Source organism: Dorea sp. MB18-49 (assembly GCF_023669465.1).
Taxonomy (GTDB): domain Bacteria; phylum Bacillota; class Clostridia; order Lachnospirales; family Lachnospiraceae; genus Dorea_A; species Dorea_A longicatena.
The window spans coordinates 15,316-38,570 of record NZ_JAMOYX010000006.1 but is presented as its reverse complement, the minus strand read 5'-3'; the positions used below and the strand labels follow the sequence as shown (position 1 = coordinate 38,570).

At 38.9% G+C, this 23,255-nt stretch carries 25 protein-coding genes and 1 pseudogene; 4 read left to right on the top strand and 22 right to left on the bottom strand.

Annotation, left to right across the window (positions count from 1 at the left end):
• Positions 1 to 210: 210 nt before the first annotated feature.
• The 13 genes from ftsZ to NCY30_RS03565 all read right to left on the bottom strand — a co-directional run bounded on the left by ftsZ (position 211) and on the right by NCY30_RS03565 (position 14,330).
• Positions 211 to 1,494, bottom strand: a complete 1,284-nt coding sequence (ftsZ, locus tag NCY30_RS03625; RefSeq protein ID WP_055214752.1) for a cell division protein FtsZ — start codon at positions 1,492 to 1,494, stop codon at positions 211 to 213.
• A gap of 137 nt (positions 1,495 to 1,631) precedes the next feature.
• Positions 1,632 to 2,408 (bottom strand): hypothetical protein, encoded by a 777-nt coding sequence (locus NCY30_RS03620; RefSeq protein ID WP_055214754.1) that lies wholly within the window; start codon positions 2,406 to 2,408, stop codon positions 1,632 to 1,634.
• Between the two features lie 47 nt (positions 2,409 to 2,455).
• A complete protein-coding gene (locus tag NCY30_RS03615; protein ID WP_022414996.1) occupies positions 2,456 to 3,538 on the bottom strand; it encodes an FtsW/RodA/SpoVE family cell cycle protein in 1,083 nt (360 codons plus the stop codon).
• A 12-nt stretch (positions 3,539 to 3,550) separates the two neighbouring features.
• A complete protein-coding gene (murD, locus tag NCY30_RS03610; RefSeq protein ID WP_130096598.1) occupies positions 3,551 to 4,906 on the bottom strand; it encodes a UDP-N-acetylmuramoyl-L-alanine--D-glutamate ligase in 1,356 nt (451 codons plus the stop codon).
• 9 nt (positions 4,907 to 4,915) lie between these two features.
• A complete protein-coding gene (gene mraY / locus NCY30_RS03605) occupies positions 4,916 to 5,872 on the bottom strand; it encodes a phospho-N-acetylmuramoyl-pentapeptide-transferase (protein WP_006427103.1) in 957 nt (318 codons plus the stop codon).
• Between the two features lie 65 nt (positions 5,873 to 5,937).
• Positions 5,938 to 7,662, bottom strand: a complete 1,725-nt coding sequence (locus tag NCY30_RS03600; RefSeq protein ID WP_022414994.1) for a peptidoglycan D,D-transpeptidase FtsI family protein — start codon at positions 7,660 to 7,662, stop codon at positions 5,938 to 5,940.
• A gap of 68 nt (positions 7,663 to 7,730) precedes the next feature.
• Positions 7,731 to 9,611, bottom strand: coding sequence for a peptidoglycan D,D-transpeptidase FtsI family protein (locus tag NCY30_RS03595; protein ID WP_250818466.1), 1,881 nt, complete (start codon positions 9,609 to 9,611; stop codon positions 7,731 to 7,733).
• A gap of 8 nt (positions 9,612 to 9,619) precedes the next feature.
• On the bottom strand, positions 9,620 to 10,171 hold the full coding sequence (locus tag NCY30_RS03590) for a hypothetical protein (RefSeq protein ID WP_006427106.1): 552 nt from the start codon (positions 10,169 to 10,171) through the stop codon (positions 9,620 to 9,622).
• 43 nt (positions 10,172 to 10,214) lie between these two features.
• Positions 10,215 to 11,150 (bottom strand): 16S rRNA (cytosine(1402)-N(4))-methyltransferase RsmH, encoded by a 936-nt coding sequence (rsmH, locus tag NCY30_RS03585; protein ID WP_006427107.1) that lies wholly within the window; start codon positions 11,148 to 11,150, stop codon positions 10,215 to 10,217.
• 11 nt (positions 11,151 to 11,161) lie between these two features.
• Positions 11,162 to 11,602 carry a division/cell wall cluster transcriptional repressor MraZ gene (mraZ, locus tag NCY30_RS03580; RefSeq protein ID WP_006427108.1) on the bottom strand — a complete coding sequence of 147 codons (441 nt, stop codon included), beginning with the start codon at positions 11,600 to 11,602 and terminating at the stop codon, positions 11,162 to 11,164.
• A 250-nt stretch (positions 11,603 to 11,852) separates the two neighbouring features.
• Positions 11,853 to 12,110, bottom strand: coding sequence for a hypothetical protein (locus NCY30_RS03575; protein ID WP_006427110.1), 258 nt, complete (start codon positions 12,108 to 12,110; stop codon positions 11,853 to 11,855).
• 53 nt (positions 12,111 to 12,163) lie between these two features.
• Positions 12,164 to 13,003: a DegV family protein gene (locus tag NCY30_RS03570; protein WP_250818465.1), complete on the bottom strand. Its 840-nt coding sequence runs from the start codon at positions 13,001 to 13,003 to the stop codon at positions 12,164 to 12,166.
• Positions 13,004 to 13,145: 142 nt separating this feature from the next.
• Complete coding sequence (locus NCY30_RS03565; protein WP_331476449.1) at positions 13,146 to 14,330, bottom strand: putative peptidoglycan glycosyltransferase FtsW; 1,185 nt, start codon at positions 14,328 to 14,330, stop codon at positions 13,146 to 13,148.
• Between the two features lie 124 nt (positions 14,331 to 14,454).
• Between NCY30_RS03565 and NCY30_RS15185 the strand changes: the two genes are divergently transcribed.
• The 3 genes and pseudogenes from NCY30_RS15185 to NCY30_RS03550 form a co-directional block, all read left to right on the top strand.
• Positions 14,455 to 14,745 (top strand): spore coat associated protein CotJA, encoded by a 291-nt coding sequence (locus NCY30_RS15185; RefSeq protein ID WP_022414989.1) that lies wholly within the window; start codon positions 14,455 to 14,457, stop codon positions 14,743 to 14,745.
• On the top strand, positions 14,742 to 15,011 hold the full coding sequence (locus tag NCY30_RS03555) for a spore coat protein CotJB (protein ID WP_022414988.1): 270 nt from the start codon (positions 14,742 to 14,744) through the stop codon (positions 15,009 to 15,011). Before NCY30_RS15185 ends, NCY30_RS03555 begins: the two co-directional genes overlap by 4 nt.
• 3 nt (positions 15,012 to 15,014) lie before the next feature.
• Positions 15,015 to 15,422 (top strand): annotated as a pseudogene (locus tag NCY30_RS03550) (manganese catalase family protein); the annotation flags it as partial.
• An 83-nt stretch (positions 15,423 to 15,505) separates the two neighbouring features.
• Here NCY30_RS03550 and NCY30_RS03545 read toward each other — a convergent pair.
• The 4 genes from NCY30_RS03545 to NCY30_RS03530 form a co-directional block, all read right to left on the bottom strand.
• Positions 15,506 to 17,074: a recombinase family protein gene (locus tag NCY30_RS03545; protein ID WP_117605852.1), complete on the bottom strand. Its 1,569-nt coding sequence runs from the start codon at positions 17,072 to 17,074 to the stop codon at positions 15,506 to 15,508.
• An 81-nt stretch (positions 17,075 to 17,155) separates the two neighbouring features.
• Positions 17,156 to 17,299, bottom strand: a complete 144-nt coding sequence (locus NCY30_RS03540; RefSeq protein ID WP_006857573.1) for a hypothetical protein — start codon at positions 17,297 to 17,299, stop codon at positions 17,156 to 17,158.
• A gap of 383 nt (positions 17,300 to 17,682) precedes the next feature.
• Positions 17,683 to 17,922: a helix-turn-helix domain-containing protein gene (locus NCY30_RS03535; protein ID WP_006857574.1), complete on the bottom strand. Its 240-nt coding sequence runs from the start codon at positions 17,920 to 17,922 to the stop codon at positions 17,683 to 17,685.
• A gap of 1 nt (position 17,923) precedes the next feature.
• Positions 17,924 to 18,343, bottom strand: a complete 420-nt coding sequence (locus NCY30_RS03530; protein ID WP_008704153.1) for an RNA polymerase sigma factor — start codon at positions 18,341 to 18,343, stop codon at positions 17,924 to 17,926.
• A 562-nt stretch (positions 18,344 to 18,905) separates the two neighbouring features.
• Between NCY30_RS03530 and NCY30_RS03525 the strand changes: the two genes are divergently transcribed.
• A complete protein-coding gene (locus NCY30_RS03525) occupies positions 18,906 to 19,262 on the top strand; it encodes a helix-turn-helix domain-containing protein (protein ID WP_006857575.1) in 357 nt (118 codons plus the stop codon).
• A 108-nt stretch (positions 19,263 to 19,370) separates the two neighbouring features.
• Here the strand turns inward: NCY30_RS03525 and NCY30_RS03520 are convergent, their stop codons facing one another.
• The 5 genes from NCY30_RS03520 to NCY30_RS03500 form a co-directional block, all read right to left on the bottom strand.
• The gene (locus NCY30_RS03520; protein ID WP_008704154.1) at positions 19,371 to 19,544 is read right to left on the bottom strand and encodes a cysteine-rich KTR domain-containing protein; all 174 of its coding nucleotides are present in this window, start codon (positions 19,542 to 19,544) and stop codon (positions 19,371 to 19,373) included.
• A 19-nt stretch (positions 19,545 to 19,563) separates the two neighbouring features.
• Complete coding sequence (locus NCY30_RS03515) at positions 19,564 to 20,076, bottom strand: membrane lipoprotein lipid attachment site-containing protein (RefSeq protein ID WP_139009686.1); 513 nt, start codon at positions 20,074 to 20,076, stop codon at positions 19,564 to 19,566.
• Between the two features lie 50 nt (positions 20,077 to 20,126).
• Positions 20,127 to 21,461, bottom strand: coding sequence for a HAMP domain-containing sensor histidine kinase (locus NCY30_RS03510; protein ID WP_006857577.1), 1,335 nt, complete (start codon positions 21,459 to 21,461; stop codon positions 20,127 to 20,129).
• The gene (locus tag NCY30_RS03505) at positions 21,449 to 22,123 is read right to left on the bottom strand and encodes a response regulator transcription factor (protein ID WP_020994080.1); all 675 of its coding nucleotides are present in this window, start codon (positions 22,121 to 22,123) and stop codon (positions 21,449 to 21,451) included. The genes NCY30_RS03510 and NCY30_RS03505 overlap by 13 nt, the downstream gene beginning before the upstream one ends.
• Positions 22,124 to 22,339: 216 nt before the next feature.
• The gene (locus NCY30_RS03500; RefSeq protein ID WP_173744887.1) at positions 22,340 to 23,242 is read right to left on the bottom strand and encodes a conjugal transfer protein; all 903 of its coding nucleotides are present in this window, start codon (positions 23,240 to 23,242) and stop codon (positions 22,340 to 22,342) included.
• Between the last annotated feature and the right edge of the window lie 13 nt (positions 23,243 to 23,255).

Below are 23,255 nucleotides of genomic sequence, written 5' to 3'. Positions count from 1 at the left end.
TGTTGTTTCAAACAAGTATCATTATATAGATTTTATAGAAAGGATTTTGTCATATGATGTATGATATGCCGGTTTTCGTTCGACTGCTTTCGTAAACAAAAGAGCATTTAAGAAAGAAAAGAAGAAAAAAAGAAAGAACTGTGCACACTTCAAATTCATGTGCATCAGTTCTTCTGTCTTTTTTAAGTAATATAACTCTTTATGTGATTGTTATTTTTTAAAGAAATCCGGAATTTTGATTGACTGCTCTTTCACTTTACTTGTCGGTGTTCTTGGTGTATCCAATGTAGGAGTTGTTCCACCAATCGGTCTTCTTGCAGTTGTTCCACCGTTTTCTCTCTGTGTTGTTGTTCCAAAATCAAGTCTTGGTGAAACCGGACGTTCAGCCTGCTGTGTACGTACAGTCTGCTGCTGCGTATACATCGTATTATTCTGACGTGTCGGTCTTTCATATGCGGATGCATGTCCCTGCTGACCATGTGGCATAGCCGAAGATCTGCCCTGATTCTCCAGTCTTGATTTTAACTTTGAAGCACTTCCTCCAACATTGTGAAGTCCTGTAGCAATTACAGTGATTGTTGCTTCATCTGCTCTGGAATCATCGTACATAGCACCAAAGATGATATTTGCATCTTCTCCTGCAAGTTCCTGTACATATTCTGCCGCATCAGCTGCATCCATAAGTGTGATATCTCCGGATACATTGATGATAACATGTGATGCTCCTGCAATCGTTGTCTCCAGAAGAGGACTGGCAACCGCCTGTTTCACAGCCTCCAGAGCCTTATCATCACCGCGTCCCTGACCGATACCGATATGGGCAATACCTTTATCTGTCATAACAGTCTGTACATCTGCGAAGTCAAGGTTGATCAGTGAAGGTACATTGATCAGGTCTGTGATTCCCTGAATACCCTGCTGTAATACTTCGTCAGCTTTCTTTAAAGCTTCCGGCATTGTTGTGCGTCTGTCAACAATCTCCAGCAGTTTATCATTTGGAATTACGATCAGCGTATCCACGCTTTCTTTTAATTTTTCAATTCCCGCAAGGGCATTGTTCATACGTGTCTTAGACTCAAAACGGAACGGTTTTGTTACAACACCGACGGTTAATGCTCCCTGTTCTTTTGCAATACGTGCAATCACTGGTGTAGCACCTGTTCCGGTACCACCGCCCATACCGCATGTTACGAATACCATGTCGGCACCTTTCAGTGCTGCTGATATTTCTTCTGCACTTTCTTCTGCTGCTTTCTCACCGATCTCCGGTCTTGCACCGGCTCCCAGACCTTTGGTAATCTTATCACCGATCTGCATCAGTGTCGGAGCTTTACACAGCTGAAGTGCCTGTTTATCTGTATTGACCGCTATAAATTCAACACCGGCAATCTGCTCATCAATCATTCGGTTTACCGCGTTATTACCGCCTCCACCTACTCCAACAACAATAATCTTTGCCGCTGCTTCTGATTCGTTTGTTTTAATTTCTAGCAAGGGTTTCTCCTCCTTTGTTATCCTTATTATATATTATACATCCCATTGATAGAGCAAGTGAGATGAACTCAGTTTGCTATATATAGTATATAATATAGACTTTCGTATAAAATATCAATAGAATTTCTCTAATTTTCTTAATTTTCTTGTGAAATATCTTCCATTTCAAATGTAATCGTAGTGTTATTCTCAGAATACGACTCCAAATGCAAAATTCCCGTTTTATCTCCCAGCTTTTTTAAGATTGGTCTGATCTGAGCGATCTGTTCTGCGGATACTTGATTTCCAAGGCATGCTCTTACGTTTCCAAAATCCATATAGATCTGCTGATCCTTTACATATATCTTTTCCGGGTATATTCCATACCTCTGGCTTTCCCCACATGCTTCTACTATTTCGGAAAATTTCGTCTGATTTGTCGTTTTAATCTGGCTGTACAGTTTATTTTTCTTTATTTTTAATCCACTGACAACCGGTATCTTGCTGTCTTTCACTTCAGTTTCATTTACTACAAGCTCAGTTTGATCAAAATAACTGTATTTTTTTCCCGATTTCACACAGCCTACCCTTGTCTTTTCTTTTACGGTAATTTTTAGTGTCCATGGATTTTTCATACTGACTTTCAATGTATCCAGGCACTCCGGCTTCTTTCCTTGGCCCAACGAATACTTTGCCAGTACATACAGGGAATTCTTCGACAGTTTATCATTCTGTACACATTCAACTATTTCCTGACTGTCACAGTATTCATTACCGCTTACTTCCACTTCCTGAATATAGAATAGCAAAACAGTTCCAAGGATTATAATGGCAGCCGCCAATATCAAAACAATCAAGGCATATGCATGATGTTTTTTCTTTTTATCTTTTCTTTTCTTTTTTGTACCTTCTCTTTTCTGATTCTGGTTTCCCATATATCATTCATACTTCCTTTCATTCTTGTGTCTCATCCACATGTATATTATTTTACCAAAGATGACACATTCAGCACAAGCCCCATTTCAAAAAGCAGGAACATAACCGAAGTTCCTCCATAACTGATAAACGGAAGTGTTATTCCTGTATTCGGGATCGTATTCGTCACCACCGCAATGTTCAGGATTACCTGTATCATCATATGTGCCATTGCCCCGGATGCAATCAATGCACCCTCCAGATCCGGTGCATGTGAAGCTATCACAAAAAAACGCCAGATTAAGATTAAAAATAATAATAATACAAAAGATGCGCCTACCAGACCTAATTCCTCACATATGATAGAAAAAATCATATCATTCTGGGCTTCCGGCACAAATCCCAATTTCTGAATACTGCTTCCAAATCCTTTTCCAAACAATCCTCCCGAACCAATTGCATACAGACCTTGCAATGTCTGATAACCCTTTTCATAATTTTCCGGATGCCGCCATATCTGCAGACGTTCCAGACGATAACTTTCCATTGCAAGAAATATTCCCATAAATGCACAGCCAAGAAATATCATCCATGCAAACTGACCATATTTTGGGCTTGCAACAAATACCAATACTACGGCTATTCCAAGAATAATGATTGCTGTACTTAGATTACTTGCCCCTACCAGTCCTACAACCGGCAGAACACTTACAACTATTTTACAGACCGTTGTAAATTTCCCCATGCTTTTTACATTTCGCATAATCACGTACGTCAAAAACAATATAACCGCAACTTTTGCAAATTCCGACGGTTGAAAAGAAAACGGACCCAAAGATAACCATCTTTTGGATCCGTTATATTCATCACCAATCAGAAGAACCGCAATACCCAGCAGAACAGATACCAGATACCCCGGTACTGACCATTTTTTCCAGACATGATAATCCACTCTGGCGATGATCCACATACCTGCTATTCCAAGAAGCGTTGCAAATATCTGTTTTTTCAGATAGTAAAACGAATCCTGAAATTTGAGTTTCCCATTATATGCACTTGTGCTGTAAAGAATCACAAGCCCTGTTACAATAATAATCCCCAGTACGATGACCAGAGCATAATCATACGCTCTTTGTTTCGATCGTTCCAAGCCATCCTCTCCTTATAAGGAATTTACAATTTCTTTGAACTTCTCTCCACGTACTTCATAACTCGGGAACATATCCCAGCTTGCACATGCAGGTGAAAGCAGAACTGCCTCTCCTGACTCTGCAATTTTTGCTGCAGTAAGAACTGCTTCCTCAAATGAATCTACAAACATATAGTCTTTAAATCCACATTTTTCTGCATCTGCTGCTATCTTCTCTTTTGTATCCCCAAGAAGGATCAGTTTTTTTACTTTACCGTCAAAACTGTTAATCCATTCTGTATACTCAGATCCTTTATCATATCCTCCACCGATCAATACTGTCGGGCGCTTCATTGCCTGAATTGCCTTGATCGCCGCATCCGGATTTGTTCCCTTTGAATCATTGTAATATGTAACACCTTTTTTCTCTGTTACATATTCAATACGATGCTCTACTCCTTTAAATGCCTTGACGCTTTCACGTATCACATCTACCGGCACTCCATAAACTGCTGCCATTGCACATGCTGCCATAACATTCTCATGATTATGCGTTCCCAGGATCTGCAATTCATCCACATGACAGATTGTTTCTTTTACTCTGCCATAATTGTAAATAATATTGCCTTCCTCGAGATAGATTCCCTCTTCTAGTTTACGCTGACTGCTGAAATATAGAACATTTGCTTTGATTTCTTCTCCAAATTCTCTTGTAAGCCTGTCCTCATAATTTAAAATGCAATAATCATCTTCTGTCTGATTCTTTGCAATATTTTTCTTTGCATTGACATATGCTTCCATCGTATGATGGCGATTCAGATGATCCGGTGTGAAATTCAGGATTGCACTTACTCTCGGTCTGAAATCCACAATGCTCTCCAGCTGGAAACTGCTCATCTCGGCAACTGTGATTGTATTGTCTGTCATCTTCTCAACTGCTGTTGTATATGGTGTTCCAATATTTCCCACAACGAAGACATCTTCCTGATAGTTCTTCATAATCTCTCCCAGAAGTGTCGTTGTGGTTGTTTTACCATTTGTACCGGTAATTGCAAGGACATCACCTTTACCGAACTGATATGCAAGCTCGACTTCTCCAATTACCGTAATTCCCTGCTCACGCATTTTTTCAATCACAGGAAGATCCGTCGGCACACCCGGACTTAATACTGTCATATCAAGCTTTTCCAGAACTTCTTCCGGAAAATCTCCGATCACGATCTTGGCACTGCTGTCTTCTCCAAGTTGTTTTTTTATCTTTTCCTCTGTCAGTTTCTGGTTTCCATCGTACATTATTACTTCTGCACCATGTCTTTCAAGAATCTGTCCTGCTCCGATTCCACTGATTCCAAGACCAAACACAAGTACTTTCTTACCTTTTACTTCCATGATATCCTCCTACATAGCCATCAGAGCGATCAGACATAAGATTGCTGTAATAATAGAAAATACTGCAACAACTCTCGTCTCTGACCATCCGCACAGCTCAAAATGATGATGTATCGGCGCCATTTTGAATATTCTCTTACCGCCGGTCTTTTTAAAATATGTTACCTGGATCATAACCGATAATACTTCTATCAGATAGATAAATCCAACAATAATAATAAAGATTGGCATCTGAAGCATGTATGCCGCTGAAGCAACAAATCCTCCAAGTGCCAGCGAACCTGTATCTCCCATAAATACACTGGCTGGATATACATTAAACAGCAGGAACCCAAGAAGTGCTCCTACAACCGCACAGGTAATTGGCTCAATTCCACTTTTGGTACCGATCGCAACCACCGTGAAAAATGTTGCTACAAGTACGGTAACACTTGATGCCAGACCATCCAGACCATCTGTAAAGTTTACACCGTTAACAGTTCCAATTACAACAAAGAACATCAATGGAATCGCAACCCATCCGATATCCAGATATTTTCCACCTGTAAATGGAATCAGCATCGTAAGCGAAACTCCTGCAAATTTAACCATATAAAATGCAAAGATCGCAGTCACTACGATTTGAAGAGCCATCTTCTGCTTTGGATATAAGCCGTCAGAACGTTTCATCACAACTTTCAGATAATCATCCAGGAATCCGATCAGTCCAAAACCAAGTGTCAGAAACAGAATCGGAATAATCTTTGGATAACGACCAATATAAATAACTGAAGTAATCACAACAGCCAGCAGGATCATTACTCCTCCCATTGTCGGAGTTCCCGTCTTCTTAAGATGAGACTGTACACCGTCCTCTCTCTCCGTCTGGTCCATCTTCAGTCTTCTAAGTACTGGTATTACAAGAGGACCAAGAATCACACTTAATACAAATGAAATCAATACTGGAATAAACACTTTATAATCCATAATCCACCTCTTTAATTCTTTTGTTATTCAGTTAATCTCTAACTTTACCTAGTATACTGCATTTCCTACTGTTTTTCAATGCCAAGATACGGCAATATATTTTCAAAAATTTTTCCGATCACCGGTGCCGCAATGGTTCCTCCGTAATAGACTCCCTGTGGATTATATATTACACACATTCCAAGGATCTGCGGATCATCTGCCGGTGCAAATCCTACAAAAGATGATATATATTTGTTGGCACTTCTTGGAAGTGTCTGGGAAGTTGCCGTCTTTCCCCCGATCCTGTATCCTTCTACATATGCATTCTTTCCGGACCCTTCTGCCACTACACTCTCCAGAAGTTCCCGCATTGTCTGTGATGTTTTTTCAGACACAATATGCTTTTTTGCATTATATCGAAATGTTTTCACTTTTTTTCCTTCCGCACTCAATACTTCCATTCCAAAATGCGGAGTCACCCTTCTTCCTCCATTAACCAGTGCACTCACCGTCGTTGCAAGCTGGATCGGTGTAATCTGAAATGACTGTCCGAAACTGATCGTCGCAAGTTCAACCTGCCCTACATTTTCTTTTTTATGCATAATCGTTCCTGCTTCTCCCGGTATATCTACCCCGGTCAGGTCCATCAGCCCAAACTGTCTGAAATAATCAAAAAAACGATCCACTCCTATCCTTAATCCTACTTCAATAAATACCGGATTACATGAATTTTGTATCCCCTGTACAAAATTTTCCGCCCCATGTCCCCCAACTTTATGGCAGCGGATCCGCCTGTCTTCCACAACTTTATACCCCGGACAGCTAAACTGATCTGTAAGATGCACTGCTCCTTCTTCCAGTCCTGCCGATGCCGTAATAATTTTAAATGTACTTCCCGGTTCATAGGTATCATTAATACAGCCATTTCTCCACATCTGATTTAATGCATCCTGTCTCTGTTCATCCGTCAGGTTTTCACCTGTCTCTTCATTATTCAGCATAAACGGCTGATTCAGATCAAATTCCGGAACGTTCACCATTGCATAGATTTCTCCGTTCTGTGGATTCATAAGTATAATTCCCACTTTGTCAGCCTGCTTCTCCGTTCTCACTTTTTCAGCCATCTGTAGTGCATACTTCTGCATCGTATAATCCAGGCTGATCCTCAACGTATTTCCTGCTTCCGGTTCCAGTCTGTCCTCTGCCACACCATCCAGTTCAATCCCCCTGGCATCCGTTGTTGTCAGAATCTTTCCGTTTATCCCCTTCAGGTACTTTTCATATTTTACTTCCAGTCCTACAATTCCCTGATTATCCCCTCCTGTAAATCCCAGCACCTTAGATGCCAGCTCATTATACGGATAATAACGTTTAAAGTCCTCATCTACCTTCACACCGGCCAGGCCAAGATTTCTGATTTTGTCTCCTGTTCTTTTATCTACATTGGACCGGATCCTTTCTATCGATGAAATCTTTTCTACTTTTTTTCTAACCTGGTCTGCATCCATTTCCAGAAACTCTGACAATTTTTCGATTACTTTTTCAGGATTTTCAATCTGGCTGTGGATCACAGAAATCGTACATACCGTCCGATTGGTTGCAAGTACGGTTCCATTTCTGTCAATGATCTCACCTCTTGCTGCCTTAATATCCCGTTCCCTTTCATGCAGATCTTCTGCTTTCTGCTGATAGTACTCTGCATCAAATACCATCAGATATACCAGTCTTCCGATCAGATACAGAATCAGGATAAACGCCGCCAGAAAAACAACCAGAATTTTCTTTTTATGAAACGTTTTATTTTTCATAACAAAAATCCCCATAAAAATTTTCATAATAATATATGAAAACTTTTATGGGGTTATGAACATATAACTTACTGTTGTGCTGTCTGAGTCGTCTGTGTATCTGTATTGGAAGCACTATCCGTTTTCTTCTCTATACCAAGATACGGGAAAATATCAGTCATGATCTGTGACGCAAGCTGTGTTGCATACCCACTGTTAGCCTGAACAGCCGAATTCGGCTCGTCAATAACTACATACACCATAACCTGCGGATTCTCCTGTGGTGCATATCCGATAAATGAAACCAGGTATTTTCCATTACCACGAGGAAGTTTTTCGGCCGTACCGGTCTTACCGCCAACTGCATATCCTTCTACTGCGGCACTTGCTCCGGTTCCTTCTTCTACTACACCCAGCATATAATCTTTGATAATATCACTTGTTTCTTTTGAAATCGTCTTCTTTACCAGTACTGGATCCTTATTTTCTGTAACGTTTCCATTATCATCCTGAATCTGTTTTACTACATGTGGTTCATAATAGTTACCACCATTGATCAGAGAAGAGAATGACGCCGCCATCTGAGTCATCGTGACATTAAAGTTCTGACCAAATGCGTTCGTCGCAAGACTGGCCGGATCCATCGTCGCCGGTGTATATAACAGCCCGCTGGTTTCTCCTTCTCCTGGCAGATCGATTCCTGTATATTCGCCAAATCCGAACAGCCTCTGATATCTGCAGAATTCCTCGGTTCCTATACTTGCACCAATCTGCATTAACGCCACATTACATGAATTTTCCAGAGCCTGCTTCAAAGTCTCCGGTCCATGTCCGGAACGGTTGCTGCAATGAATATCATGATCTCCGACGTGCATGACACCGTCACAGACATAATTTTCATTTCCTGTAAGAACCCCCGTCTCAAGTCCCGCGGAAATTGTAAATGGTTTGAATGTCGAACCCGGCTCATACGTATTGCTGACACAATAGTTATTCCAGAGATCATTCAGTGTATCCAGTTTTTCCTGATCCGTCATTTTCTTCAGCTGTTCTTCTGTATAATATTTTGTCAGATCTCTCGGATTGTTCAGATCGTAATTCGGATATGATGCTTCCGCCAGTATCTCACCATTCTGGGGATTCATAACGATCACACCGGTATTCTTACTTCCTTCACCCTGTGTTGCTTCATTTTTATGCTCTTCATTAAATTCAAGTATATGTTGTTCTACAATACTCTGAAGCTGAAGGTCGATCGTTGAGACAACCGTACTTCCATTATCTGGTTCTTTTACCGTTCTTTCATATCCCGAATCTTCATCCAGATATCCATACTCTCTTCCATCCGTACCATTTAAAATCGAATTATAAGAAGCCTCTATTCCGTTGCTTCCTACATTTCCATTTGTTGTAAATCCGATCACGTCACTTGCCAGTGTCTTATATGGATATTTTCTCGTATAATCTTCTTCCATCCAGACTCCCTGTACGTTAGGATTTTTATCAGTGTCAGATGTAATCTTCTCAAACTTCTGATATGCTTCGTAATTTACTCCCTTTTTCAGTACAAGATATCTGCTGTTCGGATTCTTTTTGATCTGCTTTCTTACATCTTTTTTCTTTAAATCAAAACATTTTGATAAGGCTTTTATCGTCGGATTGATATACTTTTTATTACTGGTAATTGTCTTGGCATCTACTACTACATTATATACTCTTTCGCTCGTTGCAAGTTTTGTGCCATTTCTGTCTACGATATCTCCACGCTTAAATGGAATCGTACGATTATTATACTGCTGCTGATCTAATACAACCTTCGTATATTTTTCGCCCTTCGAAGCATTAATATACGTAATCCACCCTATCAAGAAAACAAAAGCTAGTATAATCGCTCCAAAGAGCATTACTAGCTTTTTCTGCATAAGGCCTGAAATTTTTTTCTTAAAGAAATTTGTCTTCTTTCTTGCCATAATCCCACCTATTTCTTATTCTTGTCTGACTGAGCAAGCACACCATTTTCCGGGATATTCTCATACTGTTTCACATAATCAGACGCCGGATTATCATATTCCACGATCTGATCTGGTGTGGCATATGTCATTCCCAACTGATTAATTGCTTTTTCTCGGATCTCATCCAGATTTACGGAATCTACGACCGCATTATACTTTGTCGTATTCTCCTCTTTCAGATCTGCAAGCTCTTCCTGCAATGCAGTTACATTCTTTGAATGCTTTGTTAATTCAGACTGTAATCGTACATAATTAACGCACAATAGCAACACAATTGTTGCTGCAATTGTAAGGAACACTACGTACGCTGCATTCATATGAAGTGCACGATTTCTATTTTTCTGTACCTGTCTGCTTACTTTTTTTCTTCTTTTTACGGATGATCGGTTCTTTTTTGGTTCATATTCCGGTTTTGCAACTACATTGCCATACATATAAGCCTGTCCCGCTTTCGAACGCGCAGAACTATATCCGCCGGACTGGCGTCTATCGCTTGCATAACTTTCTCTTGCTGCCATTTACGCCACTCCTTTCTAATTGTTCATATATCCTGTCCTATCTCTAACGGCGCTCAAATATTCTGAGCTTTGCACTTTTAGAACGGCTGTTATATTCTAATTCTTCCTCACTTGGAAGAATCGGCTTTCTGGTAACAACACACCCTTTGGAAACTTTTCCACATACGCACACAGGAAAATCCGGAGGGCACGTACATGGATTTTCATTTTTCTTAAATGCACTCTTTACAATCCGGTCTTCCAGCGAATGGAATGTGATAATACACAACCTTCCACCAGGGTTCAATATTTCAATCATGTCATCCAGAGAATTTTTTAATACGTCCAATTCCCTGTTTAATTCAATTCGAATAGCCTGGAACGTCCTTTTTGCAGGATGCCCAGACTTTTTCTGATATTTCATTGGTATCGAGGCTCTGATAATCTCTGTCAACTGCCCCGTAGTCTCGATAGGATTTGTACCACGTGCTGCTACGATATGTTTGGCAATGTTCTTTGCAAACTTATCCTCCCCGTAGTCCCTGATCACACGGTATAAATCCATCTCAGAGTAGTCATTGACGATGTCTCTGGCTGTCATCTTCTGACGTCTGTCCATTCTCATATCCAGAGGTGCATCTTCACGATAAGAAAATCCTCGTTCTGCCGTATCTAACTGATAAGATGATACGCCCAGATCAAGAACAATTCCATCGACCTTGTCAATTCCCAGTTCATGAAGCTTTGACTTCATATCACAATAATTGCTTCGGATTATTGTGACTTTCTCCCCGAAGTCTTTTAATCGGACACTGGCAGCTTCTATTGCCGCCTCATCCTGGTCTATTCCTATAATACTCCCTTTTTCACCAAGGCGTCTGCATACTTCATATGCATGTCCGCCTCCACCAAGCGTTCCATCTACATAGATGCCGTCCGGCTTGATGTTTAATCCTTCAATTGTCTCATTCAGTAATACTGATTTGTGTTCGAATCCCATATCTTCTCCCTCTAGATACTGAATCCGCTTTCTTCCATATCAGATGCAATATCTTCAATGTTAAGTTCCACTTCAGCATTCTTTTCATCCCATCTTGCCTTATCCCAGATCTCAGCACGCTTCCCCATGCCTATGAATACAACTTCCTTATCCAGATGTGCAAATGTACGAAGTACAGAAGGGATTAGAGTTCTGCCTTGCTTATCAAGGTCACCGTCCGCTGCGCTTCCCTGAAAGAAATACGCAAACGCACGTGCTTTTTTATCAGTGGTGGTTGGTAATGCGTTAAGTTTTTCTTCAAAAGCGGTCCATTCTGCTTCCGGGTATACATACAGACAATTCTCCATTCCCTTCGTAATGACGAAATGCTCCCCTAAATCGTCACGAAACTTAGCCGGAATGATCAGACGCCCTTTGGCATCAATATTATGACTGTACTCTCCTTTCAACATAGGACTCTCCTTTTTCCAATGGTATAACACCGGACTTTGCTTTCAGAGCTACGTTTTTAGCTTTCATCCTGCATCATCCACTTTTCTACCACTTTGTTCCACTTTTCACCACTTTCTACCACTTGAACCCATTGTAAACTACTTTTTTGCTGTTTTCAACCCTTTTTAAGAAATTAAGATAATTTTAAGGCAAAAAAATAGTGAACAGAAAATGCTTCTGTTCACTTATTCTTTCTAGATTTATTTTATACTATTCAGCTGTTGTGTCACTATTTCCAGCTAATGACTGGCTCAAAGTTGTCATTGCCGAATAATCAACCGTTACCTTTTCCGTCGGCTTTTTCGACTCATATATATTATGTACAGAATAGCCTGCACATCCGATCAAAGCAACTGCTATTACACATACTGCACATCTTCTGATAATGTTCTGAACCTTTTCTTTCTTCATGTTCTTTTTACGGTTTTTCTTTTCATCTTTATATCTGTCTACTTTAGCCTGGCTCATAGTTTTTTGCTCCTTTTCCAATCAATGTATTCATTCTATCATATCTGATAAAATTATACAACTACAATCACTCCGCCATCAGCCGCATACATACTACTGATTCCTGCCGTATCCAGAATAATAACATCTTTAAACGATGCACGTTCAAGAAGCATATCTCTTACAGCCTTTGCTCTTTCCTCACAATTGCAATGTGAAATCGCTAAAATCTTTTCCTGTGTATTCTTCATATTGGCTGCTACTTCATCCACCATCTTAGCCAGTCCCTTTTTTATTCCTCTTGCCTGCGAAAGCTGCTGTATACTGCCTTCCGGAGTTGAACCCATAACCGGTTTAATATTAAGTGCCGTTGCGACAACAGCCTTTAGTCCTTTCAATCTTCCATTTTTCTTAAGCGTATCAAGTGTTTCCAGTACAAAATACGTGTGTTGCTCTTCAATATAAGATTCAACTGTTTCGATCACTTCCTGAAAACTCATGCCCTTTTCTTCACATTCTGCTATCTTCAGACCGATCAATGTCTCACCTACGGATGCCGATCTTGAATTAAACACGTAAATGTCTTTCTCTCCATACTCTTCTTCATACAGATTCTTTCCTAAAACAGCACTATTATATGATCCACTAAGTTCTGCCGACAATGTCACTGCATATACATGTTCCGCATCGCAATGATATTCTTCCATATATCTTTCCGGCGACGGACATGATGATTTCGGACATTCACCCGATACTTTTACTCTTCTTAAAAAGTCCGCCTGGTCAAAACTCTCATCATCAACAATATGATGTCCATCTACATCGATCTGCAGAGACGCCGTCTCAAAATGGCCCGACTTCTTCATTTCTTCTGTTAATTCTCCACAACTATCTATGATAACTTTGTAACTCATGTTCTTCCTCCTAATGTGACCTTACATGAGTGTTTTATATAATTGATACAAAAACTCTTTTTCGGTCGCTTATTTCTATTAGAAGTAGTTTTAAATACTACATTATTCATCATAGCATATTTACACAAGAAATGAAAGTCTTTTATTCCGCAATTTTTATCCTTGCTGAAACCCCCAGTGCCAGTCCCATCTCAGCCATCAAAAACAACACCGAAGTTCCTCCGTAACTGATAAACGGAAGTGTAATTCCCGTTGTCGGGATACAGTTAATTACTACCATTACATTTAATATTACCTGCAATGCAATATGTGCAAATATTCCGGTTACGATCAATGATCCGTAAAGATCCGGCGCATTCTGTGCAATAAACAAAAGTCTGTACAATAACATACCGAACAATATCAGAACCATAATTGCACCAAACACTCCCAGTTCCTCACATATAATAGAAAGGATCATATCATTCTGTACTTCCGGAATGATCATTTTCTGTGCACTGTTTCCTAGACCTTTACCAAAAAAGCCACCAGATCCTATCGCATACAATGCCTGCATGATCTGATATCCACCTTCCGACGCATATTTTTCCGGATTCAGCCATACAAGAATACGGCGCAGACGGAAGCTTCCGCTCGTTTCCATCATTGTTCCCAGAATTCTTGCACCGGCAATCGCAAGAACAATTCCCACACCTGCTATGCCGACAAATATCTTCGTCTTCGGATGTACTACAAATATCGTGATACAGGTTATTCCCATCACGATAATCGCTGTACTCAAATTGTCTGTGATCAGATAAACAACTGCCGCCGAAAATCCTCCCCATGCCAGTACTCTTATTACTCCCTTCCAGGGCTTAATCTCCTTACCCATCGTACAGATCAGTGCCGGAATAAATAATATAACAGCAATTTTGGCTATTTCTGCAGGTTGAAGCTGCTGTTCAAACGGAAGTTTGATCCACCTTTTTGCGCCATTTACTTCCTTTCCCAGTGGTGTCTTTACTAAAAACATCATAAAAATAGAAAAGAAATAAAATAACTTCGATTTATTTATGTACCAATGGTAGTCAATCTTACTTACCAGCCACATTCCTATAAAACCAACAATGCAAAATAATAATTGTCTTTTAAAATAAAACAGACTGTCCCCATTCTGTTTCATCATCGCGCTATAAGAACTTGTACTATATAGCATAACCAATCCAAAACATACAAGACAAATCAGTATTGCCAGCAGACTATAATCAAAGTAAGCAATTCCACTCCTTTTCTTTTTCCTTGTCATTTCCACATTTTTGTGCTCTTTATTAACTTCTTTTACCATATTTCTACTCTCCAATCGTATCTATTATACTCAGATACGTTCTTAAAAACAACTGTCTGATTCACAACTTTCATTAATTTTCATACAATATTATTGCATAACATTAACGAAAGGAGTATTTTAAATGCCAAATTATCGTTATAATACACCTGATTATATGCGCCAGAACAATTCTAACGGATGTCATGTAGGCGGGAGCCGAACAATGCCGGCTTCTGTATCGCCATCCACTCCTTCCAGATCGTGCTGCAATATTCATGAACACGACAAATTAAGCGGGCTCCCAATTGCTATGGCCTATGTTCCGTGGCAGGAATGGCGTTCTCTTTATGAAGTCGAAAAAGGATTCCGATGTGGAACTATTTTTGCGGAATTAAATCTCCCATTCTGTTGGAAAGGTGGTGCGGCCAGATGAACGAAAACCGACCTTGTAAAAAAGAGCTCCTGGAATGGATAAATATTGTCAGTTTTGCTGTAGACGATGTAAAATTATTTCTCGACACTCACCCAAATTGCACCGAAGCACTGGAATTTTTTGATGAATTTAAAAAGCAACGCGTGCAGGCCTTAAAAGAATATGCCAAATATTACGGTCCTCTCACGCTTGATACGGCAACTACACAGATGGATTATTGGAAATGGATTAATGATCCGTGGCCATGGCAGGAAGGGGGATGCTAATTTATGTGGAATTATGAGAAACGATTACAATATCCTGTTAAGATTACTCAGACTAACCCGAAAATTGCCCAGATTATCCTTACTCAATTCGGTGGACCGGATGGAGAACTCGCTGCATCTATGAGATATCTGGCCCAGAGATATACTATGCCTTATAAGGAAGTTACCGGAATTCTTACGGATATAGGCACCGAAGAACTGGCTCACCTTGAAATCATCTGTGCCATTGTGCATCAGCTTACCCGTAATCTTACACCAGAACAAATTGAAAAATCCGGCTTCGACAAATATTATGTAGACCACACACTCGCACTCTGGCCTCAGGCTGCCAGCGGAACTCCTTGGAGTGCTACAACATTCCAGTCCAAAGGTGATCCGATTACAGATCTGCATGAAGATATGGCTGCAGAGGGTGCGATTGTATAAAGACAACATTGAGGTTTTAAAAGAAAGTTCCCGATAATCTGGCATACTAGCTGCCAGATATGAGAACCCTAGAAATTCCAATGTATTTCAATAGGTACTTCCTTAGTTACAGGGTCTTTTTTGCCAACCAATACATAATCAATCAGCTTTTCAACCGTTTCCCTGTCTAAGTGTTCAAGATTTGTATATTGCTCGATTAACTGTCGTCTGTTGTCGCCAATCAGCATTTTTCTTTCAATAACATCAAGCTGTTTCTGCGTATCAATCACCAGTTTTTCGAGCCTTTCTTTTTGTGTTGAGAAGTCTTTGGATAAATCCAAGTAATCAAGTTCGGAAAGAATACCCTTTACCTTATCTAAATATAATTCTCGGATTCCTTTTGTATATTCCGCAATCTTTTTTTGATAAGCAGCAATCTCCGTTTCCAGAGCTTCTTTTTGACCTCGCAAGTCATTGTTGAATTGCACATTTTGTTCAAGCTCATCTTTGTCAAGATATTCTGCGGATAACTTATTAAGTTCATCAATCACAGCTTTTTCTAATTTGTCTACTGAAATGAAAGAACCTATACAAGCGTCCTTTGCTACATGGCGGTTAGAACATTGTAAATAATGCTTACCATGATTCTTTGACGAACGCATTGTATAACCACAATTCATACAGCGAGCTTTTCTGGCAAATAAACCGATTGTGCCAACTGTGAAAGGTTTTGCCTTTTGAGCTACCAATGCTTGAACCCTATCCCATAACTCACGGTCAATAATCGGCTCATGTGTACCCTCAACTCTGTACCACTCGTCTTTGGGTCTGGGTTTGTTTTGCTTTGTCTTATAAGAAACGCTGCCATATTTCCCTTGAACCATATTCCCGATATAGATTTCATTCACCAACATATCTGATATGGCAAAATATTTCCATAGGGTACTGTTTTTCGTTTTAGGCTGCTTGTAACGCAAACCATGAAGTCGTTTGTATTCCGTAGGGTTTGGTATTCCTCTGTCATTCAGCATACGGGCAATGGCGGTCTTTCCATATCCCTGTGAAAACAGTGTAAAAACTTCTCTGACAACTTCCGCAGCTTCTTCATCAATAATCAAATGCCCTTTTACGTCAGGGTCTTTTTTGTAACCATACAGAGCAAAAGCACCGATATGGTGTCCGTTCTTTCTTCTGTCAGTGAGAACGCTTTTAATGTTCTCTGACATATCCTCCAAGTACCACTCATTCACCAGACCGTTAATCTGTCTTGATTTCTTATTTCCTTTATTAGCGGTATCTGCATTATCAACAATGCTGATGAAGCGAATACCCCAAATAGGAAAAAGACCGTGGATATATTTTTCCACTAATTCTAGTTCTCTGGTAAATCTGGATTGTGTCTTACAAAGGACAATATCAAATTTACGATTCTTTGCGTCCTCCAACAACCTGTTAAATTCTGGTCGTCGTCTGTCAGAACCAGTGTAATCATCATCACTGTATATGTTGTAGACTTCCCAACCATGCTCTAATGAGTATTGAAGTAACATTGACTTTTGATTCTGAATACTGTTACTGTCGTCTGTTTCTGATTGTTTGTTTCTATCTTCCTCTGATAAGCGGCAATAAATAGCAACTCTTGATTTTGATTCTATCATGCTTCGTTCTCCTTTTTGAGAAGACGAAACAAACTATCTCTACATAATGTTATTATAACATCTTGTAGGATAGTTTGTCTATCATCTGGCAGGAGTTGCCCTTCCTTTATTTTTTTCATATTGATTTATCAACTCTATCCATTTTAGAGTAAATGCTTTTGTAAACGCCGCTTTATCACAATTTTTAAAAACATTCTTGCAAACTACCTTTGCGTCATTTGCCATTGAACCACCTCACTACAATATATTTACAAAGTATGCAAAAATGCTTGTACATTATGAAAGAATTTGTCTATAAAGTAAGAAGTAATCAGATGGCTTTGGAAAGCTCCACTGGAATTTCACCATTCCCATTCTGATGGGTGAACCGCACCATGCGAGTGTATCATTATTCTGATATACGGGTCATGGCAGCAACTTTTCCAACAGTCGCTTACGGATCACTGGCGTGGTCGCTCGCTTCTTTATCCCTCCTTTTCATGGGTCATGGCGTTCCAGTCCGTCGGCTCACCGCATATCAAACGTATCTGATTACTTTATTCAATTTTCAAAGAACACTTGTAAAACGGAGCTGGAATGAGGTGGTATCACACTCCGTATATATTCGCTTATTTCACTCTGACTTCAAAACCTAGAATTGCTTTAATAAGGGCAGCTCTAATTCTGCCTTTCAGTTCCATATCGACCACAATATACATATTTCCGTGTTCATCATAGAACGGGCGTAAACTTGCTTTTGATATGTAAGCGTCATAGTGATTTAAAATTTTCTCTATTGCCACTTCGTCGCCATCAGCAGCTAAACTGATTGTGGAGAATAGAGGACACTTTTTTGTAGACTTCATCATGTTATAATTCCTCCTCGTACATATCTCTAATGAGCTTTAGTGAACACATTCTGTTTCTATAAACAGAGTTTCTGGAAATATCCAAAATCTCTGCGATTTCTGCGTCTGGTAATTCCAGAAAGTAGAACATCAACACAACATTGCGTCGTCTTTCACTTAATTTTTTGATTGCTTCACATAATTTCTCATCATAGACACGAACTTCTGTACCGAACACATCAAAGGAAGTAAATTCAAGCGAGTATTCGTCCGATACACCCAGCTGGTTTAATTCCAGCTCTGGTATTTCACAGAAAGATATTTCATGCTTTGCACGTCTGGCAAGTTCTTTGTTGTAGTTCTTTACAGTTCTGCCAATCACCTTACGAGCCAGACAGTCAAATTGAAGTCTTATAGCGTTCTCAAATGAAGAAGGTTTCATAATCTCACCTCCTTTCAAGTTGAAGTTGCTAAAGCGAAAAGGCTTTTTACCTCTTTCCGCACTAACACTCAACACGGAGGGGCGATTTGTAACCCGAATCAGAAAAAAATCAAAAAATTTTTTAAAGTAGCAAAAAAGCACAAGAGCAATACTGACGTGCTGTTCTTGTGCCTTATAAATTGTTCCTGCTATGTGATGTGAAAAACCATATACAAGAGCGATATAATCCGCAAAAGTTAAACGGATTTTTTTAACAAGCTACCAATGGTCGAATATTGTTGAATGTATAGGCATTCCATGCGGCTACCTCCTGAAGCCGCTAAAACAAAACCAACCAGTAGTTTGTTCACCGTTGGACAAAAATAAAACGGCGGCTGTATGAACCGTCGTTCTATCTAAAAGGACGTATAAAAGCATTACTGCTGACAACGGTTTTTTTTTACCGCCAAGCAGCATATATTGTTATTTACCTGTTTATAGGAACTGATAAACCTTGCAATACGTTTTACTGTACCTGTCACAAATTCTTTAGGAACAGTAAAATGTAGTGAGGTGATTAATTATGCGTAAAACAGAAGATAAATACGATTTCAGAGCCTTTGGTCTTGCCATCAAAGCGGCAAGGATGAAACAAGGTCTGACCCGTGAACAGGTGGGAGCAAAAATTGAAATTGACCCACGCTATCTGACGAATATTGAGAATAAAGGGCAGCACCCAAGTTTACAGGTGTTTTATGACCTTGTAACTCTACTTAATGTGTCTGTTGATGAAATTTTCCTGCCGACCAGTGACAAAGTAAAAAGCACTCGCCGCAGACAGTTGGAACAACAGCTTGATACTTTCGACGACAAAGATATGGTTGTCATGGAGAGCGTCGCTGCTGGTATCATCAAATCAAAGGAAGTGGGGGAAGATTAGTTCCTCCATTTTTATTTGCCTGCCAATCATACGGGATATGATGATAGGTAATAAAAATGAGCCGATAATCTATGAGATATGAAATCCTCTGAATTATCGGCTCTGCATCTAAGTGTCTGGCTCTTTGATTACTGTTATTTTTAATTTGCTGGCATTAATTAGGTTTTCCTGTTTGCATTTTGGACAATACAGTGGAAAATTTATCAACTTAGTATCCGTTCTGATTTTTGTTCTTGTTTTATTCTTGCATATAGGACAGTATATCCATTTTGCTGTTCCCATTTGTTTCCTTTCTGATATACTATTTTAATGTAAATTCACATGCCAAATAATAAGTGTCATAATCCCAATCTTTAGGGGATTCGAAATAAGAAATACTTACTATTATTCTATAGTGCCCTGATGGGAGTTCGCCATAAACCGAGGAAATATCAAATGATAAACTTAATCTTTCGGTGGGATTTATAACTGCATCATCTTCGTTATCTTTTGATGGGTCATAAAGTTGAGTTAATTGATACCATGTTTCTGATTGCTCCGCTTCAATTTCAAAATAAGCTTTAGAATAATGATACTCTTTGTTGGAGTTATTTTCTAAAAAAAATTTTGCGTTTTCTAAGTCAGAATACTCTTTTTCACTTGATGTAAGCTCAACATCTGATAAAGTATTAATTTTTTCCTCAGTTCCATAGGACGAAACCTCATAATTCTCTTTGAAATCCTGTGATGATATTATTTCTTCATCTGATGTTGAATTGCACCCGGACAAAATGCTTGTGACAGTTATTAAAATAATACAGATAATTTTTTTCATAATCGAAACCTCCTTTATAAGTGCTTAATGCAATTATATGGGGAAAATGTCTATTTTTCATCAACATATGCAATTTTTATACAAGCTGTAACACAGGCTCCCCCCTTATGATTATTTGAAATTTTTATTGTACCTCCATGCCTTTCACATAATATTTTACAAATGTTTAATCCCAGACCTAGATGTTCAGACGTAGTATCTTGCGATGGTTTATAAAATGGTAATGTTACACGTTCTATATCCGTACTTTTGAAACCACAGCCATCGTCAGAGACCGTAATCAATAAAAATTCCTCCTGTTTATTTACATCAATAGCTATCATCGACTTAGCATATCTAATGCTATTAGACAACAGGTTTTCATAAATTTGTATGATAATTTCAAGATTGATAAATAGAGTTTGCTGTTTATTACAATTTGTTTTAATCGTATATTCTATATCAGAACAGAGCATTTCCGTTGTATTTGATAAGGTTTTTAATAAGAAGTCAAAGTTTATGTTTTCTTTTTCGATTTCTATATCTTCTAAACGGTATAAGTTTGTCATAGCACTAACGTATTTTTCAAGCCGTTCCACATTGTTGCGTACTGTTGATAATTCGTCGAGTACCTCCTGTTGAGAAACTAATCCTTTGGGAATAAATGATAACAACATTGTGGTATGTCCTTTTAGTATTGTTAAAGGCGTGCGTAAATCATGTGAAAAAGCAGCATTTAATCTCCTTTGTTCAGTAAATTGCCGTATCATTTTTTGGTTGTTTTGATATAAACAATTTTTCATCTTCTCAAATGCAAGACACAGCCTCCCCATCTCGTCTTTATAAGGGTAAGGCAACGTAAAATCCAGTTCGTTGTTTTCGACTTTTCTGTATGCATTCGTCAGTAACTTTATGGGTCTTACTAATTTTCGGTTTACAAAGATAGTCACACAAAGAATCATGCTAATTGAAAGAACAATAGGAATGGTGACAATATTAACCACACCTAGAGCAGAATCCACAATTCTATCATGTTTAGTAAACTTTGGTGAAACTTCAATGTAAGAAACATGATTAGGATAAATATATTCTTGTACTGGACGTTCCTTTTGATAGTCTACAACAAAATTACATACTTCCTTTTCACTTGCATTATATATTGTGTATTCTGTTTGGTCTTTGTTATATTTCGCTGTAAATGAACCATTTTCAGGTATATCATACCTTGTTGTCATGTCCTCATATTTATAGTTAAGGTTTATTCTGTAATCATCTACAAGAGTAATAGATATAACACCTATTACAATACCAATCACTAAGGAAATAAGAGCATAAAAAACAAACGAATTTTTAATACTCATGTTGTCAATATAATGCCTTGAATTTTTTCGCCTTACTTTTTCCATTTATATCCGCACCCCCAGACAGTTTCTATATAAGGATTGTCGCCTATAGAAAGGAATTTTGTTCTTATCCGGCGTATATGTTCTGTAATAACAGAATTGTCACCAGAACCATCTAAGCCCCATACTTTTTCATAAATTGTCTCACGATCAAAAATAATCCCCTTGTTTTGTGAAAGAAATTCAATAATATCAAACTCTTTCTTCGTAAAATTTATTTCAGCATTTCTATAAAAAACAACTCGTGATGAATAATCAATTACTATATTATTATCGAACTGAACTATTGCGGACGAACCATGTCTTTTTTCTCTCCGCAAATGTGCAGCAACTCTGGCTTCTAATTCATCAACGGAGAAAGGCTTTACAACATAGTCGTCACCACCGACAGCAAATCCTTTGATTTTATCACAGTCCTCAATCCGAGCTGTTAAAAAAATAATAGGACAGGACACAAAATTCCTGATTTTTTCACAAATTGTAAAACCATTCATATCTGGCATATTTATATCTAATAAAATAATATCTGGATGTTTTGTGATTGCATTCAGTGCTTCTTTTCCGTTAATTGCTGTGTATACTACATAACCAATTTTGCAAAAATATTGATTTAGCATTGATACAATATCTCTTTCGTCGTCTACAATCAAAATGCTCTGTGCCATATCTCGTTCCTCCTTAGAAATATATCTTATCATTGAAAAAGCAATTTTTTATCAACTATGTCCACATACTACTGTTAAAAATTGATAGATTTTAGCTATTTTAATTATTATAATCTCTTAAACGAAATGTAACAACTATATTAATCAGCTTGCAAATCATACCGAAATGAGGCTTGCGGAGCATACTATACGGTTTATGACGCAAGCCTTGATTATTTATTCTACAATCTTCCAGTTATCGTCCTTATGAAGCATAAGCTCATACTGTGAGATTTGTGTCATTTTCGACTTGTTATCCAGATACTTCACAGACACACTGACCTTGAGGTTATCGCCGTCTTTGGTAAAGACAGGGTTTACCAGTTCCGAAAATACATAGTCGCCGGAAACAGGAGCAAGCACACCGTCTTTGACGTAATAGGCAAGTTCTTTTTCCGTAGCTGTCGGATACAGCTTAAAGAATGTTTCCAAGAAAGCGGTAGCGTCCTTGACTGTGTCGGAACTGACACTGACATCTGCTTCCTGTACTTTCGGTTCATACTTTGATTTCTGTACCGCCGGAGCAAGGGTAGGATTCTGGGTAATGACCATTGCACCGTCCTTATCCACATGAACGGTCACTGTGTAGTTTTCTGTGACTGTTTGTGTCTGTTCTCCCTCTTTTACCTGCTGATCTACTTCGTAGGCAACGGTAAAATCGTTCGTTCCAGGCTGTTCTACATTCCAGACCAGCACATTTGTAACGGTCGCACTGGTTGGTATGTCCGTTCTGATGGTATCGGCGTTCAAATCCTGTAATTCTTTGGTAAGGTATTTACTGATTTCCGTTGTCCTTGCTTCAATGGCTTCCTTGCTGGTATCCCATGAGTAGTAGGCTTTCGCAAAGTTCTTGACGAAATTTTCAATACCGTTGGTATCGTTCAATCTTAGCTGAATGATTTCTTTTTCATGTACCGTGTGGGTGTCAATAGCGGTAAAATTCTTATACACACCAAAGCTGGTGCTTGCTAAAAGCACCGCCCACAACAGCAGGACAGATTTCTTATGTGTCCCGACTTTCATGGTACGCACTTTCTTATTCTTAGGTGCTTTCTCTGTTTTTTCTTTCTTCTTAAACATATTTCAAGTCCTT

What these genes read in the sequence shown, in the direction of transcription:
- NCY30_RS03515 (WP_139009686.1), bottom strand. Translation starts at nt 20,076, where the DNA reads ATGAAAAAAATTATCTGTATTATTTTAATAACTGTCACAAGCATTTTG.
- NCY30_RS03595 (WP_250818466.1), bottom strand. Translation starts at nt 9,611, where the DNA reads ATGGCAAGAAAGAAGACAAATTTCTTTAAGAAAAAAATTTCAGGCCTT.
- mraY (WP_006427103.1), bottom strand. Translation starts at nt 5,872, where the DNA reads ATGGATTATAAAGTGTTTATTCCAGTATTGATTTCATTTGTATTAAGT.
- NCY30_RS03555 (WP_022414988.1), top strand. Translation starts at nt 14,742, where the DNA reads ATGAACGAAAACCGACCTTGTAAAAAAGAGCTCCTGGAATGGATAAAT.
- NCY30_RS03600 (WP_022414994.1), bottom strand. Translation starts at nt 7,662, where the DNA reads ATGAAAAATAAAACGTTTCATAAAAAGAAAATTCTGGTTGTTTTTCTG.
- NCY30_RS03500 (WP_173744887.1), bottom strand. Translation starts at nt 23,242, where the DNA reads ATGTTTAAGAAGAAAGAAAAAACAGAGAAAGCACCTAAGAATAAGAAA.
- mraZ (WP_006427108.1), bottom strand. Translation starts at nt 11,602, where the DNA reads ATGTTGAAAGGAGAGTACAGTCATAATATTGATGCCAAAGGGCGTCTG.
- murD (WP_130096598.1), bottom strand. Translation starts at nt 4,906, where the DNA reads ATGGAAGTAAAAGGTAAGAAAGTACTTGTGTTTGGTCTTGGAATCAGT.
- NCY30_RS03620 (WP_055214754.1), bottom strand. Translation starts at nt 2,408, where the DNA reads ATGGGAAACCAGAATCAGAAAAGAGAAGGTACAAAAAAGAAAAGAAAA.
- NCY30_RS03510 (WP_006857577.1), bottom strand. Translation starts at nt 21,461, where the DNA reads ATGGAAAAAGTAAGGCGAAAAAATTCAAGGCATTATATTGACAACATG.
- NCY30_RS03545 (WP_117605852.1), bottom strand. Translation starts at nt 17,074, where the DNA reads ATGATAGAATCAAAATCAAGAGTTGCTATTTATTGCCGCTTATCAGAG.
- NCY30_RS03520 (WP_008704154.1), bottom strand. Translation starts at nt 19,544, where the DNA reads ATGGGAACAGCAAAATGGATATACTGTCCTATATGCAAGAATAAAACA.
- NCY30_RS03540 (WP_006857573.1), bottom strand. Translation starts at nt 17,299, where the DNA reads ATGGCAAATGACGCAAAGGTAGTTTGCAAGAATGTTTTTAAAAATTGT.
- NCY30_RS03525 (WP_006857575.1), top strand. Translation starts at nt 18,906, where the DNA reads ATGCGTAAAACAGAAGATAAATACGATTTCAGAGCCTTTGGTCTTGCC.
- NCY30_RS03530 (WP_008704153.1), bottom strand. Translation starts at nt 18,343, where the DNA reads ATGAAACCTTCTTCATTTGAGAACGCTATAAGACTTCAATTTGACTGT.
- NCY30_RS03590 (WP_006427106.1), bottom strand. Translation starts at nt 10,171, where the DNA reads ATGGCAGCAAGAGAAAGTTATGCAAGCGATAGACGCCAGTCCGGCGGA.
- NCY30_RS03505 (WP_020994080.1), bottom strand. Translation starts at nt 22,123, where the DNA reads ATGGCACAGAGCATTTTGATTGTAGACGACGAAAGAGATATTGTATCA.
- NCY30_RS03565 (WP_331476449.1), bottom strand. Translation starts at nt 14,330, where the DNA reads ATGGTAAAAGAAGTTAATAAAGAGCACAAAAATGTGGAAATGACAAGG.
- rsmH (WP_006427107.1), bottom strand. Translation starts at nt 11,150, where the DNA reads ATGGGATTCGAACACAAATCAGTATTACTGAATGAGACAATTGAAGGA.
- NCY30_RS03570 (WP_250818465.1), bottom strand. Translation starts at nt 13,003, where the DNA reads ATGAGTTACAAAGTTATCATAGATAGTTGTGGAGAATTAACAGAAGAA.
- NCY30_RS15185 (WP_022414989.1), top strand. Translation starts at nt 14,455, where the DNA reads ATGCCAAATTATCGTTATAATACACCTGATTATATGCGCCAGAACAAT.
- NCY30_RS03535 (WP_006857574.1), bottom strand. Translation starts at nt 17,922, where the DNA reads ATGATGAAGTCTACAAAAAAGTGTCCTCTATTCTCCACAATCAGTTTA.
- NCY30_RS03575 (WP_006427110.1), bottom strand. Translation starts at nt 12,110, where the DNA reads ATGAGCCAGGCTAAAGTAGACAGATATAAAGATGAAAAGAAAAACCGT.